Origin of the sequence: Achromobacter sp. PD1, assembly GCF_048541815.1 — a bacterium.
Taxonomy (GTDB): domain Bacteria; phylum Pseudomonadota; class Gammaproteobacteria; order Burkholderiales; family Burkholderiaceae_B; genus Achromobacter; species Achromobacter bronchisepticus_A.
Map to the genome: position 1 here is coordinate 2,559,088 of NZ_CP183349.1, position 14,699 is coordinate 2,573,786.

Here is a 14,699-nt window from a genome sequence, read left to right on the forward strand (position 1 = left end):
CATGCCCGTTGCTGCGCGTACCGGGCGCACACAAGGAGATGCAATGCGAGACCAAAATTTCGAGCAATGTGTGCAAGCCTGCTATGAATGCGCCGTCGCCTGCGATGTTTGCGCGTCCGCCTGCCTGCGCGAGAACCCGGCGCACATGCGGCGATGCATTGCGCTGTGCACCGATTGCGGCGCGGTTTGCCGGCTTTGCGCGGCCATGCTGGCACGCGACGGCGAGTTCGCCAATGCGCTTTGCACCTTGTGCGCGTTGATATGCGATGCGTGCGCGCGCGAATGTTCATCGCACGAGGCAGAGCATTGCCAGGTGTGCGCAGGCGCGTGCCTGAGCTGCACCCTGGCCTGCCGCGACATGCTGGAGGCCTGAAACCTTCCGATCCGCTGCGCGGCCGCCCGGGCCGGTCCGCGCAGGCGCATTTCCCGCCCGACAGCCAGGAGCTACCGATGGCCTCTACCGACACCCCCCTGCCCTCAGACTTTCCGGAAAACGGCCCGGACAACCGCGGCGCGCACAGGCGAGCACGGCATCCCGAGGCCTGGATCGACGATCTGGAAGCCACGCTCAGCGATGCCTCGGCGACCGATCTTGAGGCGCTCAAGGCGCGCTTGTCCGAACAGCTGCACGCCACGCGGCGCAGCTTGCGAGACGCTTCCGACCACGCCGGCGACCTGATGCGCGAGACCATAGACTGCACCGAGGAGTACATCCACGCCCGGCCCTGGCAGGCCATCGGCCTGGTGGCCGGCGCAGCTTTCCTTTTTGGCGTGGTGGTGGGACGGCAGTAGCCCCGGCGCGCGGCGGGCCAGGCATGGCATTTGCTCGGCAATGGGGAGGCGCCTGTCGCGCCTGCCCACCAGGAGGCCCACATGAGCAAGCCCGATCAAGCCGACACCGGCGCCCGCCCGCATCCCACACCGCCCATGCCGGCCCAGCACCTGGAAAAGCCGGGGCAGGAAGCCGACATGGTTCTCAAGCCACAGTACCAGGCGCCGCAGTACAAGGGCAGCGGCAAGCTCGAGGGCATGGTTGCGCTGGTGACAGGCGGCGATTCCGGCATAGGCCGTGCGGTCTGCCTGCTGTATGCGCGCGAAGGCGCCGACGTAGCGGTCGTCTATCTCAACGAGCAAGAGGACGCTGAAGACACCCAGCGCGCCGTGGAAAGCGAAGGCCGCCGTTGCCTGCTGATCGCAGGCGACGTACAGGAACCCGCGTTTTGCGAACAGGCGGTGGCACAGACGATCGGGGCGTACGGCAAGCTCGACGTCCTGGTGAACAACGCCGCCTATCAGCAGCACACGGACTCGCTGCCCGAGATCAGCGACGAAAAGTGGGACAAGACGCTGCGCACCAATATCACCGCCTACTTCCAGATGGCGCGCGCGGCGCTGCCGCATCTGCGCGCGGGCGCCTCCATCATCAATACCGGATCGGTCACGGGCCTGCGCGGCAGCGCCAGGCTGTTGGACTACTCCACCACCAAGGGCGCGATCCATGCCTTTACGCGATCGCTAGCCGCCAACCTCGCCGCCAAGGGTGTTCGTGTGAACGCAGTGGCGCCGGGACCCGTATGGACGCCGCTGAATCCTGCGGATCAAAGTCCGGAGAAAATCACGGAATTCGGCAAGCGCACGGACTTGGGGCGGCCGGCGCAGCCCGAGGAAATCTCTCCGGCCTATGTCTTCCTGGCCTCGCCCGTGTGCGCAAGCTACATCACCGGCATCGTCCTGCCCATTACCGGCAGCGCGGGCGATTGAGGCCTGCGCGGCCCGTTACTTTGCCGGCGCGATCGATGCGGGCGCTTCGCGCGACGCGGGTGAAACCGCCGGCGCTTCGCCCTTTGTTGCCGGCTGGATCTTGTCCGCATCGGCGGGCGGCGTGCGTTGCAGCTTGCGGCCCATTGCCAGATGTTCGGCCAGCATGGGCAGCGCGCGCACGGCGAAATCGCGCACCTGCGGATCCTTGGACTCGCGCGCCGCCGTCTCGAACAGGCGGTTGGCGGTAGTATGCGCGTCCACGGCCGCCTTTTCGATATAGAGCGCGTCGAAGTCGGGGCCGGTCCTGTTGCCCAGCTGTTGCAGGGTGTCGCGGTCGGGTTCGGACGGTTCCGCTGGCAGCTTCACCTGCTTGCGTCCGGCCAGGGTCTTCAGCTGGGCGTTCATGGCGCCATGCTGCTCCAGCATCCGCGCGGCGTATGCTTTCACGTCGCGGTCCCCCGCAAGCTTCTTCGCCAGCTCCGCCGCCTCCACCTCGAACATGCCTGAGCCCGCCGCCGCCTGCAGGAAGCGCGCTTCCGGCTCCGCCAGCTCCTGCGCCTGCACCCCGCCCAGCACGCCGGGCGCGGCCAGCAGACATAGCGCGACGACGCCGCAGAGCCATAAGGTCTTTTTCATCTCCGTCTCCCTCGGCCTAGTTCGCCATCGTCGACGCTTCCACATGCCGCGGCGGCGTCAAGGGGTCGAAGTCTTCCCATTTGCCATTCAACCAGCGGCCCTGTGCGCGCTCGATGTCCGTGCCGCCAGCCTGCGTCAGCACGGTTCTTGCCAACGCATCGCGGTCCGGTGATATGTGCAGCGCCAGCATCACGCCCGCCTGGCGTACGGCGGGATGCGCGTCACGGGCGACGGACGCCGCCGGATGCCTGCGCCGTCCGCGCCCGATCACCCATAGCGCGCCGGCCAGCGCGCCCAGATAAGCGCCTACCCCCGCAGCGGCAATGACGATCAAGACCGAAGCCCCGACCCGGGCGGCGATCAAGCCGCCCAGCAGCGCAAACACCAGACCCAGCGCGGAAGCGCCCGCCACCGCGCCGAAATGGCCGCCCCGGGCGTCGGGGTCGGCCACGCGGTCGCCGCCTATCGGAAAGCGCGCGTGTTCACCCGCCGTGTTGATGTAGAAGGTATGGATGTCGTCTTCGGTGAATCCTTCGGCGTACAGCTTGCGCGCCGCCTCGGCGGCGTGGTCGAAAGTGTCGAAACGGGCGGCAACGATCAGGGACATTGTGCTCTCCATCGGGAATCATTCCCTGGCTGCCAGCAACCGCCGTGCCCGCCCTCGGGCATGGCAGTTGCTGTGGCGCTGGCGAGCGGCCTGGTCCGGCAGATTCAGAGGCCGTCCGCCCGCAGTCCCGCCTACCCGCATTCTGCGTAAGGACTTCCACATGGACATGCCCGGCAACCAAGAAGATTTTTCCGAACTGGAAGAAGATCCTGCTCCTCCCCCGGTTCCTCCCGAGGCCCGCGGCCTCTCCCTCCTGGACTGGTCGGCGTTGATCGCGGTGGTCGCGGGGGGGCTGAACTGCGGCCTGATCGCGGCGGTGAACCTGGATGTCTTCGCGAAGGTGCTGCCGTCGGCCGCCGCGACGCGCGGCGTCTACGGCCTGATCGGACTGGCCGCGCTATACAGCGTGGTGCTGCTGTTCCGGCTGGGCGAACAAGAGATGAACGTAAACGCGGACGAACAGCCGGAACAAGCGGCGGACTGAAACCGCCGCGAACGGCTACCTTGAGCCGGGCCGCTTGCCCGGATACTGGCCGCCTTCCTCGTACTCGGCGCCCTTGTCATTGGGCTTCTTGTCCGACTCGCGTTTGGGCGCCGCGGGCGGCTTGCCGAAGTCCGGCTTGTCCGTCCCGAACTGGCCGCTGCGATGCGCGGCTTCAGTTTGCGTGCGCGGCGCATTGGCCTTGCCTTGCTCCGTGTCCGCCTTTTCGTGATCTGCGCGCTTGGTTTGCATGTTCGTATTCCCGTGGTCGTTCAATGAATGCTTGCAGCGTGCGCATGGGCAGCGCCTGCGGCAAGGTGCCGGAGCAAGCGGCGTGCCCGGCAGGCCCGGGAACGCCGCTTGCTTGCACATGCGGCCAGGCCCGGGCGATGCCGGGTCCCCACCCTAGGAGTCAGCCATGAATCTGTCCCGAGTCGTTTTCCCCGCCGTCGCCCTGAGCCTTTCCGCCTTGGCGTTTCAGGCCCAGGCGCAAACCGCGCAAACCAGCGCCGGCCCCGTGCGCAGCAACGCCCAGATCGATGACCAGTACAAGCTGGACAAAAAACATTGCGACGGCATGAAAGGCAACCAGAAGGACGTCTGCCAGCAGCAGGCCGAAGCCACGCGCGACAAGGCCCGGGCCGACGCCAAGGCAGGCAAGGAAAAAGCCGAGGCCTCGCACGACGCGGCGAAGGTGCGCAACGACGCCGACTACAAGGTTGGCAAGGAGAAGTGCGACGCCATGTCCGGCAACGCCAAGGACGCGTGCATGGCCGACCTGAAGACCCGGTACGGCAAATGAAGTCAGGGCCGGTCCTGTTTCCGGCCAGGCGCCGCGGCGGCGCCTTCCGCGTCCGCCGCGGCGTACTCCTCGAGCCGGTTGTACAGCGTCTTGGGGCTGATGCCGAGTACCGCCGCGGCCTGCTTTTTCACGCCGTTGCAGCGCTCCAGCGTCGCCAGGATCAGGCGGCGGTCCGCTTCCGCCAAGGTTTCTCCCACAGGCACGCTGACCTGGCCGCCCTCGCCCTCGCCCGCCGGCGACACCCGCGGCGTCAGCATGTCCACTTCCAGCGTGTCGCCGTCCGCCATGATGAAGGCGCGGCGCACGTAGTTCTTGAGTTCGCGCACATTCCCCGGCCATGCATACTGCTGCAGCGCGGCCAGCGCGCGCGGCGAGAATTCCTTGCTCTTGCCGGATTCCTGGTTCAAGCCTTGCAGGAAGCGATTCGCAAGGAACAGGATGTCGTCGCCGCGCTCGCGCAGCGCCGGCAACTTGATGGGGAAGACGCTCAGCCGGTAATAAAGATCCTCGCGCAGTTTGCCTTCCTTCACTGCTTGCTCGGGATCGCGGTTGGTCGCGGCGACGATCCGGATATCGCAGGCGATCTCCCGATTGGTGCCCACGCGCATGAACTGCCCGGTCTCCAGGACCCGCAAGAGCTTGACCTGCAAGTCAAGCGGCATTTCGGTCACTTCGTCCAGGAACAGGGTGCCGCCGTCGGCGCGCTCGAAGTAGCCCTTGTGCTGGCGGTCCGCGCCGGTAAAGCTGCCGCGCTCGTGCCCGAACATTTCGCTTTCGATCAGGTTGGGAGAGATTGCGCCGCAGTTCACCGCAATCAGCGGCCGCTGGCGGCGCGCGCTGAGTTCATGGATGGCGTGCGCGGCCAGTTCCTTGCCCGTGCCGCTTTCGCCGATCAGCAAGGTCGTCACATTGGTCTTGGCCACGCGGCCGAGCTGCCGATAGAGCTCTTGCATGCAGTCCGACGCACCGTACATCTTGCCGTAGCGTCCCGGCTCCTCGAATGGGGCGCCCGAAAGCTCGCTGCCCGAATTCGCATTCACTCGCGCGAAGATGCCGTTCAAGCGCTCCATGCAGATCGGCTTGACCAGGTAATCGGTGGCCCCAAGTCGCAAGGCCTGCACCGCGTTGTCGACGGTGCCGTGCCCCGTCATCACGACGACCTCCGCGCTGGCGGCGGCCTCGCTCTTGAAGATCTCCATGCCGCTGCCCTCGGGCAGGCGGATGTCGGTCAACACCAAGTCGGGCGCATGGCGCTCCAGCTGGATCAGCGCATCCTTGACGCTCGCTGCCAAGGCCACGGAAAAACCGCTTTCGCGTCCGATCTCGGCCAGCGTTTCGCGTATCGTGGGGTCGTCATCAACGATCAGCAGATGAGGCATGCTTGCTCCGTATCGCGGATGTTGTTGTAAGTCCTTCAGCATAGCGACTACAGGTGGGCCGGGGGTAAATGTTCGATACTTTCCACCAAAATTTTCGAATACTTGCAAATCGTCGCATCCTGCCCTGGTCCAGTTCACTAGCATGGGTTGTGACGTTCACGGTCCGTGCAGGACCCAGGAATCAGCATGCCGAATCGCACCCCGAACGCCGCGCGCGCGCCGGCGCAGGCGTCCCCGGACGTACTGACCGACGCGTCGGGCCTGTCGCCCGTGATGCAAAAGCTCGGCGTCCAACTGCAGTTGGCTGCGGCCACCGACGCCAGCGTCTTCATCGTGGGCGAAAGCGGAACTGGCAAGGAAATCGTGGCGCGCGCCATCCACGACGCCAGCGAACGCCGGGAACAGCCCTTTGTGGCCGTGAACTGCGGCGCCATCAGCGGCAGCCTGGCGCATGCCGAATTGTTCGGCCATGAAAAAGGCAGCTTCACCGGCGCTGTGGCACAGAGCGCCGGCTACTTCGAGTACGCCAGCGGCGGCACGCTGTTCCTGGACGAAGTGACCGAAATGCCGCCGGACCTGCAGGTCAACTTCCTGCGCGTGCTGGAGGCCGGCACTTATCAGCGCGTGGGCGGCTCGGACCTGCTGCGCGCCAATGTCCGCATCATCTGTGCCAGCAACCGCGATCCCTTCGCCTCCGTCGCGCAAGGCCGCCTGCGCCAGGACTTCCTGCACCGGCTGCTGGTGATTCCGTTGCGCGTGCCGCCGTTGCGCGAGCGCGGCGACGATGCGCTGGTGCTGGCGCACTGGTTCCTGAATACCCTGAACACCGCCAACGGTACGCAGAAGACCTTCTCCGCGCAGATGCTGGATGCGATCTCCCTGCATGATTGGCCAGGCAATGTCCGCGAGCTGCGCAACGCCGTGCAGCGCGCGTTCATCCTGGCCGACGGCGAGCTCGAGGACGAGTTGTTGCCGCGGAACCGCGGCGGGCAGCATGCCATGCTGCGCGACGGCGCGTTGACGCTGCCCATCGGCATGTCGCTGGGCCAGGCACAGCGCGCATTCATCCTGGCGACGCTGGCCCATCACGCGGGCGACAAGCGCAGCGCCGCCGAGACTCTGGGCTTGAGTCTGAAGACGCTCTACAACCGGCTCGACGACTACGAGAAGGACTAGCGGGATCCCGCCGGCACGTGAGCATCCGGACCGCGCGGGGAAGCATTTCTTACCGCTTCCTTGTAATACTGGGCCGGCGCCGCCCGCGCGCCGGACGCCCCCCGCCCGCTGCGGCGCCTGGCATGGTCTTTGCTTGAGTTTCAGGATGAGCTGCCCGTCGGCAGCCGCTGTCCAGGAGACTCGATTGGTCTACCCCTCGCAAGAATTGCGCCTGCGTCAGCAGATGACGCTGGCGCCCCGCCTGCAGCAATCCGTCAAGTTGCTGCAGATGACCGCCCTGGAGTTCACCACCGCGGTCGAGCAGGCCCTGGCCAGCAATCCCTTCCTGGAAGACGCCGATGAGCAGGAGGCCGAAGCAGGCCCCGCCGTTGCGGTCTTTCCTCCTTTGGCGGACGGCGCCGATCCGGCTCCGCCGGAACCCGTCCCGCAGGAAGAACCGCCGCTGCCGGACGCGCCGGCCTACTCCGGCGACTATCCGACACGCGGCCAGGGCGACGGCCCCGAGCGTGACCAGGGCCTATGGGCCGCGTCCACGCTGTCCATGAGCCAACGGCTGTCGCTGGAGCTGGGCAACTATCAGTTGGCGCCGCGCGACCGGCTGTTGGCGGAGTACATCATCGATGCTCTGGATGACGACGGCTACCTGCGGGTGCCGCTCGCCAGCCTGTGGGGCGATGCGCGCCGCGGCGCCGAAGCCGTCCCCGACGAAGGCGAATGGATGACCGCGCTGCGCCTGGTCCAACAGCTGGATGCGCCTGGACTGGCTGCGCGCGACCTGGCCGAATGCCTGTTGCTGCAATTGGCGGCAGCGACCGGCATCGGCGACGCGCTACGCGCCCTGTCCATGCGCATCGTGGCCGAGCAGCTCGAGCGGCTGGCCCGCAACGACTGCGCCGGCCTGCGCCAGCAGCTGGGCTGTTCTGAAGACGCCTTGCGCGAGGCTTGCGCGCTGATCCGCAGCCTGGACCCGAAACCGGGAGGCCGCTACAGCGCCGAAGCGCCCGTCTACGTCGTGCCCGACGTGTTCGTCGACAAATGGCAATCGCGCTGGCGCGTGCTGCCCAACCGCAACGCCATGCCCCAGGCGAGGCTGCACCATACCTATGCCGAACTGTTCCGGCGCGCCCGCCTGGACGATCGCAGCCCCATGGCCCAGGAGCTGCAGGAAGCCCGCTGGCTGGTGCGCAACGTCGAACAGCGCTACATCACGATCCAGCGCGTGGCCGAAGCCATCGTCAAGCGCCAGCAGACCTTTTTCGAATATGGCGACGTGGCCTTGCGGCCGTTGATGCTGCGCGAGGTCGCCGATGACCTGGACATGCACGAATCCACGGTGTCGCGCGCCACTGTCGGCAAGTACATGGTGACGCCGCGCGGGGTGTTCGAATTCCGTCACTTCTTTTCCCGCGAACTGGCCACCGACACTGGCGGGTCCTGCTCCGCCACGGCCGTGCGGGCCCTGATCAAGGAAATGGTCGAGGCCGAGGACCCGGCGATGCCGCTGTCGGACGTGGCCTTGACCCAGCAACTGGCGGCCAACGGCATCCTGCTGGCGCGGCGAACGGTCTCGAAGTACCGCGGGCAATTGCGCATGCCGCCCGCGGAATTGCGCCGCCGCCATTAGGCCGTCGCAGGTCAGGGCCGGGCCTGCTGCCCCGGCCTGCCGGGCGCACTGTCCAGCATGCCTTGCACGCGTTCGGACAGCTTGTCGAGCTGGAAGGGTTTGACGATCAGCTCCAGCCCCTGTTCAAGAAAGCCCTGGCCGCGCGCCGCGCTTTCCGCGTATCCGGTCATCAGGAGTACGCGCAGGCCTGGACGCGCCACGCGCGCGGCGTCGGCCAATTGCCTGCCATTGAGTCCCGGCAGCCCCACATCGGTCACCAGCAGGTCGATGCTGCGCGCGGACTGCAACACCTCCAGTCCGGCCTCGCCGTCCACGGCGGTCAACACCTCCAGGCCGAGTTCGGCCAGGCATTCGCGCACCATCTCGCGCACGTTCGCATCGTCTTCCACCACCAGCACGACTTCCTTGCGCGCCGCGCCGCGCGTAGCGGCCGCCGGGAGTTCGCCGTGCTGCACGCTTTCGGGCGCGCCGTCATGGCGCGGCAGGAACAGCCTGACCGTAGTGCCCACGTCCACCGTGCTCTCCAGGCTGGCCGCGCCGCCAGCCTGCTTGGCGAAGCCATAGATCATGGACAGGCCCAGCCCGGTGCCCTGGCCCAAGGGCTTGGTGGTGAAGAACGGGTCGAACGCGTGCGCCAGCACGTCCGGCGGCATGCCGCAGCCCACGTCCTTCACCGATACTTCCACGTAGCGTCCCGCATGCTCCCCGGCGCATTGCGACAGGAGCGGATCGTCCGGCCCCACGTTGCGCGCGGCAACCGTCAGCGCGCCGCCGTTTGGCATGGCGTCGCAGGCGTTGATCACCAGGTTCAACATGGCGTTCTCGAACTGGTTCTTGTCACAGCAGACCGTCCACAGTTCCGGCTGCAGGTCCAGCCGCAGCGCCACGCGTTCGCCGGTATAGCGGTGGAACAGCGCCACCATGGATTGCAGTGCGGACGCCGCGCAGAACGGCTTGGGGTCGATGGGCTGGCGGCGCGAGAACGTCAGGAGCCGCTGCGTCAGGTGCGCGGCCCGGTTCGCGGAATCCATGGCGACGTCGACGAAGCGCAGCGCCTGTTCCGGCGCGCCCGCCGTGATCTTGCGCTCCACCAGGTAGAGCGCGCCCGAGATCCCCTGCAGCATGTTGTTGAAATCATGGGCGATGCCGCCCGTCAGGCGCCCCACCGCTTCCATTTTCTGCGACTGCCGCAGCGCGTTCTCGGTGTCGTGCAAGGCCTCGGCCTGCAGCTTGAGGTCGGTATCGTCCCGGCCGGTCATGTACAGGCTGTCCTGGGTCCAGGACATGCTCCAGGTTATCCAGCAATAGCCACCCTCGCGCTTGAGCAGGCGGTTCTCGAGATGCTTCGCACCAGGACGCGGGCCGGCGTCGCCGGACGCCCAGCTCCACGCCGCCAGCGTCGCCACCAGATCCTCCGGATGGATCAGGTCGCGCAGCGCCATCGACATGAATTGCTCGGGAGTCCAGCCCAGGATGGGCCGCACCGCGGGGTTGACGCTGGCGAAGCGCCCTTGGCGGTCGATCACCGCGAGCAGCTCCGGGGAAAGACGCCAAATGCGGTCACGCTCCGCGATCGCATCCTCGACGCGCTGTTCCAGCGTCCGTGCGTACTGCGAGCGCTCGACCGCGGCGCACATGCGCTCGGCCACTTCCTCGATGAACGCGATGTCGCTGCTCTTGAGCCTGCTGCCCGACCCGGGACATGCCAGCATCGCGCCTGCATGCCGGCCCCAGCGCCGCAGCGGCACGACGATGGCCCATGGGCGGATCTCGCCGCCCGCTTCCCCAAGCAGCGGCGCCAGGTAGGTCGTGCGTCCCAGCCGCAAGGCCGCATGATAGTCGTCGCCCAAGGCATCCAGCGTATGCGGCGGCTGGCCGAGGAGCGCGGACCCCGGGGGCCAGACCGAGGAAATGACCGGGGTATGATCCTCGCCCCGCGTATCCAGCACCGCCATCTGCCCAAGCGCCAGATGCTGGCACAGCCCTTCGCAGGCGGCCTGCTCTATCTCTTCCTCGCGATGCAGTTCGCGCATGCGGTCGCCCAGCGCAGCCAGGTAATTCTTGCGGTGCTGCCCTTCCCACAGTTCAGCCTCGGCCGATTTGCGCGCGGTTACGTCCAGGAACAGCGCCATCATCCGGCCGGCGCCATCCTTGCGCGCGCGTGCCTCGTACCAGGCTTCCTTGGGCGCCGGCACCATGAACTCGAACTGGATAGGCTCGCCGGTCTCGACCACCTGGGCGAAGGTGTCCATGATCTGCCCGGGCACGCCCGGGATCATCTCGCGCAGCGTGTGGCCCAGCGTATCGCCTTCCTTCATGCCGGTCTGCCGCTCGAACGCGGGGTTCACCTCCAGGAAGCGGAAATCGACGATGCGGCCGACATCGTCGCGCAGCGCCTCGCTGAGAAAGAACGCCTCCTGCATGCCGGCGAACATCGCACGCCAGCGTTCGCCGCTTTGGCGCAGCGCCAGTTCCGTCAGATGCCGTTCGATCGCCAGGGCGGCGCTGCGCGTCACCAGTGCGATCGCGTCGATATCGTGCGCCGATGGCGAGCGCACCACCGCGTAGTAATTGGAAAACACGCCCAGCAGGCGGCCATCGGGCGCCTTGATCGGCGTGGACCAGCAGGCCCGCAAACCGTGCGACAGGGCCAGGTCGCGCCAGCGCTCCCAACCCGGATTCAGGGCGATGTCTTCCACATAGACCGGGCTGCCGGTGTAGGCCGCCTCGCCCCAGGATGCGCTGCCGGGGCCGATGACGGCCTTATGCACCGCGGTGTTGTAGGCCACCGGCAGGCTGGGCGCGGCGCCGTGCAGCAGGAAGCCGCCAGTTTCGTCCACCAGTGCGATGGATGTGCGCAGCTCCACGCTGGATTGCGCCTCGATGGCATGCAGCACGTGCTCCAGCACTTCGGCCAATGGCATGCCGGCGGCTATGCGCTGCAACATGATGCGCTCGTCTTCCAGGCGGGCAAGCGTGTCCGTCCAGGGTAGCGCCACTCGGTCCCGCTTGGTCAGCATGTCGGCCCCCCTTGCCCCTCGACTGTATTGCGCCTGTGGGCGCGCAGCCGAAACGCTAGGTAACGCGACGCTACGGTTCCCGGCTCAGTTGCCCGTCTTCAGCGGCTGACGTTCCAGCCGCAGCGCCTGCAAGGCTTCGGGCTTGTCGACCAGCACGCATTGTTTACCGGTGCGGGTGCAATGGTCCTTGACGCGCCAGTAGGCGCCGTGGCTGACGCAGCCGGTCTGGCAGATCACCAGGTCCGCGGCCACCAGGCTGGCTTCCAGCGTTTCGCCATCGGCATCCGCGCCGCCGTCATGGCCGAGATAACGCCCGCCGGCCAGTTCGACCATCTTGCGGGTCAGCGCCAGTGCCACCGCGTCCTCGCCGACGCACAGCACCGCCTTCTCGCGCAGCACCACCGCGGGCGGCGCGGGACGCCAGGCAGGCGGTTCCGCAAGCGTCTCGAGTTCACGCGCGCCAGCGCCGGCCCGGCCCTGCCAGGCCAAGCGCTCGCGCATGAGCGTCTGCACGCGCTCCATCAACTGGGCGACGCGGCGCGCCAGCGCCACGCGTTTGGGCAGCCCTGGAATGGAAGTCTCCAGCGTATTGCGGTCTTCACGCGCCCAGGCCAGCGCCGTGTCGCGCTGGATGACGGCTGCGCGCAGGCGCATGGCCTCGCTCTCCAGATACAGGATGCGCGCGGCCTGGGCCGCCAGGAGCCGGCTGCAATGCGCTTGCGCCTGTCCGTAGGCGGCAAGCAGCGCGGCATGCTCGCGCTGCAGGTTATGGCTGTCGGGAGAAATAGGATTCATCGCGGCCCTCGGATCTGGATGGGATGGCGCTCACCGAGCGTGCCGCAAATTATAAATGAGAATTAATATCGTTTATGGCATTCTAGGAGACGCCCCGCCCCACCGCGGCCGATGCCGGCACGCGGCCAGTGCGCTTGTACAGGCCCGCGCTGATGGCCAGCGCCAAAGTCAGCAGTCCGCCCGCCATCGCGGCCACGCCGGCCCACTGGCCCGTGGTCCAGAAGTGTCCGCCCAGGGATCCGAGCACGCTGGAACCCACGTAGTACACCAGCAGATAGAGCGACGCCGCCAACGCCTTGTAGCCGCGCGCCATCTGTCCGACCCAGCCGCTGGCGACGGCGTGGGCCGCGAAAAAGCCGAAAGTGAACACCACGATCCCGGCGATCAGCAGCGGCAGCCAGTTGGACAGCGTCAGCAGCAGCCCCGCCAGCGCCATTCCGGTGGCGGCCGACAGCATCGCGCCGCGCCCATGGCGGTCGGCCAGGCGGCCGAACCAGGTCGACGCGAAGATGCCGACCAGATAGACCACGAAGATGAAGCCGATGAAGGTCTGGCTCAGCGAAAATGGCGGCAGCAGCAGGCGAAAGCCCACGTAGTTGTAGACCGTGACGAACGCGCCCATCAGCAGGCCGCCCAGCGCGAACAGCCCGCACAGGGGACCATTCTTCAGGTGCGAGGCGGCGCCTGCGCGCACATCGCCCCACACGCCTGCCCAGCCCCTGCCCCGCTGCGGCGCAAACCGGCGCGACGCGGGCAGCAGCCACACGAACAGCACCGCCGCCACGATGCCCAGGAGGCCCAGCGTGCCCAGCGCGGCGCGCCAGCCGAAATGATCCGACACCAGGCCGGTGATGACGCGGCCGGACAGGCCGCCGAACGCGCTGCCGCCGATGTACAGGCCCATGGCGAAGCCCAGGGTGCCGGGTTCGACCTCCTCGGCCAGGTAGGCCATGGCCAGCGCCGGCACGCCGCCCATCGCCAGCCCTTGCAACGCGCGCAGCGCCAGCAGGCTGTGCCAGTCGGGCGCGGCGGCGGCGATGGTGCCCAGCAAGGCGGACGCGAACAGCGACAGCGCCATGGCGCGCTTGCGCGGCACGGCTTGCGAAAACAAGCCCACGAAGAAGATGGCGACAGCCAGGAAGCCGGTACACAGCGATAGCACCAGGCTGCTCTGCGCGGGCGACACGCCGAACGCATGGGTGAACAGCGGCATCAGCGGCTGCACGCAATACAGCAGGGAAAAAGTGGAAAAACCGGCCGCGAACAAGGCCCACTGGGCGCGCCGCAACCCGGGGGTGCCGCGGGCGAGATGATCGGTAGGCGCAGAGACGGGTTCCGCCGGCGCGGACGCGGCGATTGGGGACGAGGGACTGGCTAAGGGGGCAGACATCGGGATTCTCGAAAACGGCGGGCATGCAGCCCACGTAATCAAAGTAGACTTTTGCCCTGCATATGTCCAATATATGAAAGTCACCCCGACCATATGTAATAACGATGGAATTGCGCCACCTGCGGTATTTCACCGCCGTCGCCGAAGAGCTGCACTTCACGCGCGCCGCCGCCAGGCTGGGCATAGGCCAGCCGCCGCTGAGCCAGCAGATCCAGCAGCTGGAACGCGAAATCGGCACCCCGCTGTTCCTGCGCCTGCCGCGGGGCATCGCGCTGACCGAGGCCGGCGCCCAGTTCCTGGAGGACGCCCGCGCCATCCTCGCCAGCGCCGATCGCGCCATCGACACGGCCCGCCGGCTGGGCCGCGGCGAGCGCGGGGCGATCACCGTGGGGTTCACGGCGTCGGCGGTGTTCCACCCCTACCTGCCACGGGCCATCCGCGCGTACCGGGACCGCTATCCCGACGTGCGCGTCACGCTCACCGAGAGCAATACGGTCACGCTGCTGCGCGGCCTGCGCGCGGGCGACGTCGACGTCGCCTTCGTGCGGCCGCCCTACGTACTGGACCCGGAGTTCGAGTCCGAGCGCGTGCTGGACGAACCCATGCTGGTGGCGCTGCCGCCAGACCATGCGTTGAGCCGCAAGCGCAGCGTGCCCATCGCCGCGTTGGCGGACGAGGACTTCGTGCTGTATCCGCGCCCCATCGGGGCCGGCTTGTACGACGCCATCATGTCGGCCTGCCAACGCGCCGGCTTCGTGCCTCGGGTCATCCAGGAAGCGCCGCAGATGGCTTCCATCGTCAGCCTGGTGGCGGCCGGCGTGGGTATTTCCATCGTGCCGGCGGCGATGCGGCACATGGGCGCGCAAGGCATCGAATACCGGCCCATCAAGGGCGACGCGCCGCATGCCTTGCTGGACATGGCCTACCGCCGCCACGACCGCTCGACGGCGGCGGGCAACGCCGTGGACATGCTGCGCGCGCTGGCCCATCCCTGAGGGCCGTGCGGTATCGCCCTGTCGCGTTTGTCA

General features: G+C 67.4%; 15 protein-coding genes. 8 read left to right on the top strand and 7 right to left on the bottom strand.

The genetic code is table 11. The features are described from left to right. The first annotated feature begins 43 nt into the window (after positions 1-43). The 3 genes from ACM1PE_RS12010 (at position 44) to ACM1PE_RS12020 (ending at position 1,761) form a co-directional block, all read left to right on the top strand. Positions 44-373, top strand: a complete 330-nt coding sequence (locus tag ACM1PE_RS12010; RefSeq protein WP_059376006.1) for a four-helix bundle copper-binding protein — start codon at positions 44-46, stop codon at positions 371-373. 77 nt (positions 374-450) lie between these two features. Beyond that, on the top strand, positions 451-792 hold the full coding sequence (locus tag ACM1PE_RS12015; RefSeq protein WP_419343392.1) for a DUF883 family protein: 342 nt from the start codon (positions 451-453) through the stop codon (positions 790-792). Between the two features lie 81 nt (positions 793-873). Further along, positions 874-1,761: an SDR family oxidoreductase gene (locus tag ACM1PE_RS12020; RefSeq protein WP_419343394.1), complete on the top strand. Its 888-nt coding sequence runs from the start codon at positions 874-876 to the stop codon at positions 1,759-1,761. 15 nt (positions 1,762-1,776) lie between these two features. On the opposite strand, the gene ACM1PE_RS12025 is transcribed toward ACM1PE_RS12020, so the two are convergent. Both ACM1PE_RS12025 and ACM1PE_RS12030 read right to left on the bottom strand, forming a co-directional pair. Then, on the bottom strand, positions 1,777-2,397 hold the full coding sequence (locus ACM1PE_RS12025; protein WP_059376001.1) for a DUF4142 domain-containing protein: 621 nt from the start codon (positions 2,395-2,397) through the stop codon (positions 1,777-1,779). Positions 2,398-2,413: 16 nt separating this feature from the next. Then, a complete protein-coding gene (locus tag ACM1PE_RS12030) occupies positions 2,414-3,004 on the bottom strand; it encodes a hypothetical protein (RefSeq protein WP_419343396.1) in 591 nt (196 codons plus the stop codon). Between the two features lie 160 nt (positions 3,005-3,164). Between ACM1PE_RS12030 and ACM1PE_RS12035 the strand changes: the two genes are divergently transcribed. Further along, entirely contained in the window at positions 3,165-3,488 is a 324-nt protein-coding gene (locus ACM1PE_RS12035; protein WP_419343398.1) for a DUF378 domain-containing protein, read from the top strand. Between the two features lie 15 nt (positions 3,489-3,503). Here ACM1PE_RS12035 and ACM1PE_RS12040 read toward each other — a convergent pair whose 3' ends face one another. Further along, entirely contained in the window at positions 3,504-3,737 is a 234-nt protein-coding gene (locus tag ACM1PE_RS12040) for a hypothetical protein (RefSeq protein ID WP_419343400.1), read from the bottom strand. Between the two features lie 166 nt (positions 3,738-3,903). On the opposite strand from ACM1PE_RS12040, the gene ACM1PE_RS12045 reads away from it, so the two are divergent. After that, complete coding sequence (locus ACM1PE_RS12045; RefSeq protein ID WP_059375993.1) at positions 3,904-4,287, top strand: hypothetical protein; 384 nt, start codon at positions 3,904-3,906, stop codon at positions 4,285-4,287. A gap of 2 nt (positions 4,288-4,289) precedes the next feature. Here ACM1PE_RS12045 and ACM1PE_RS12050 read toward each other — a convergent pair whose 3' ends face one another. Next, a complete protein-coding gene (locus tag ACM1PE_RS12050; RefSeq protein ID WP_059375991.1) occupies positions 4,290-5,666 on the bottom strand; it encodes a sigma-54-dependent transcriptional regulator in 1,377 nt (458 codons plus the stop codon). Positions 5,667-5,939: 273 nt separating this feature from the next. On the opposite strand from ACM1PE_RS12050, the gene ACM1PE_RS12055 reads away from it, so the two are divergent. Then, positions 5,940-6,842, top strand: a complete 903-nt coding sequence (locus ACM1PE_RS12055) for a sigma-54 interaction domain-containing protein (RefSeq protein ID WP_251880909.1) — start codon at positions 5,940-5,942, stop codon at positions 6,840-6,842. Positions 6,843-6,987: 145 nt separating this feature from the next. Continuing rightward, positions 6,988-8,466, top strand: a complete 1,479-nt coding sequence (locus ACM1PE_RS12060; protein WP_419343401.1) for an RNA polymerase factor sigma-54 — start codon at positions 6,988-6,990, stop codon at positions 8,464-8,466. An 11-nt stretch (positions 8,467-8,477) separates the two neighbouring features. Here ACM1PE_RS12060 and ACM1PE_RS12065 read toward each other — a convergent pair whose 3' ends face one another. The 3 genes from ACM1PE_RS12065 to ACM1PE_RS12075 form a co-directional block, all read right to left on the bottom strand. Then, positions 8,478-11,486, bottom strand: a complete 3,009-nt coding sequence (locus ACM1PE_RS12065; protein ID WP_419343402.1) for a GAF domain-containing protein — start codon at positions 11,484-11,486, stop codon at positions 8,478-8,480. Between the two features lie 84 nt (positions 11,487-11,570). After that, on the bottom strand, positions 11,571-12,281 hold the full coding sequence (locus ACM1PE_RS12070; RefSeq protein WP_118932444.1) for a DUF2325 domain-containing protein: 711 nt from the start codon (positions 12,279-12,281) through the stop codon (positions 11,571-11,573). A gap of 82 nt (positions 12,282-12,363) precedes the next feature. After that, entirely contained in the window at positions 12,364-13,671 is a 1,308-nt protein-coding gene (locus tag ACM1PE_RS12075; RefSeq protein WP_118932445.1) for an MFS transporter, read from the bottom strand. Positions 13,672-13,775: 104 nt separating this feature from the next. Here ACM1PE_RS12075 and ACM1PE_RS12080 point away from each other — a divergent pair, with 104 nt between their 5' ends. Further along, entirely contained in the window at positions 13,776-14,666 is an 891-nt protein-coding gene (locus ACM1PE_RS12080; protein WP_118932446.1) for a LysR family transcriptional regulator, read from the top strand. Positions 14,667-14,699: the final 33 nt, after the last annotated feature.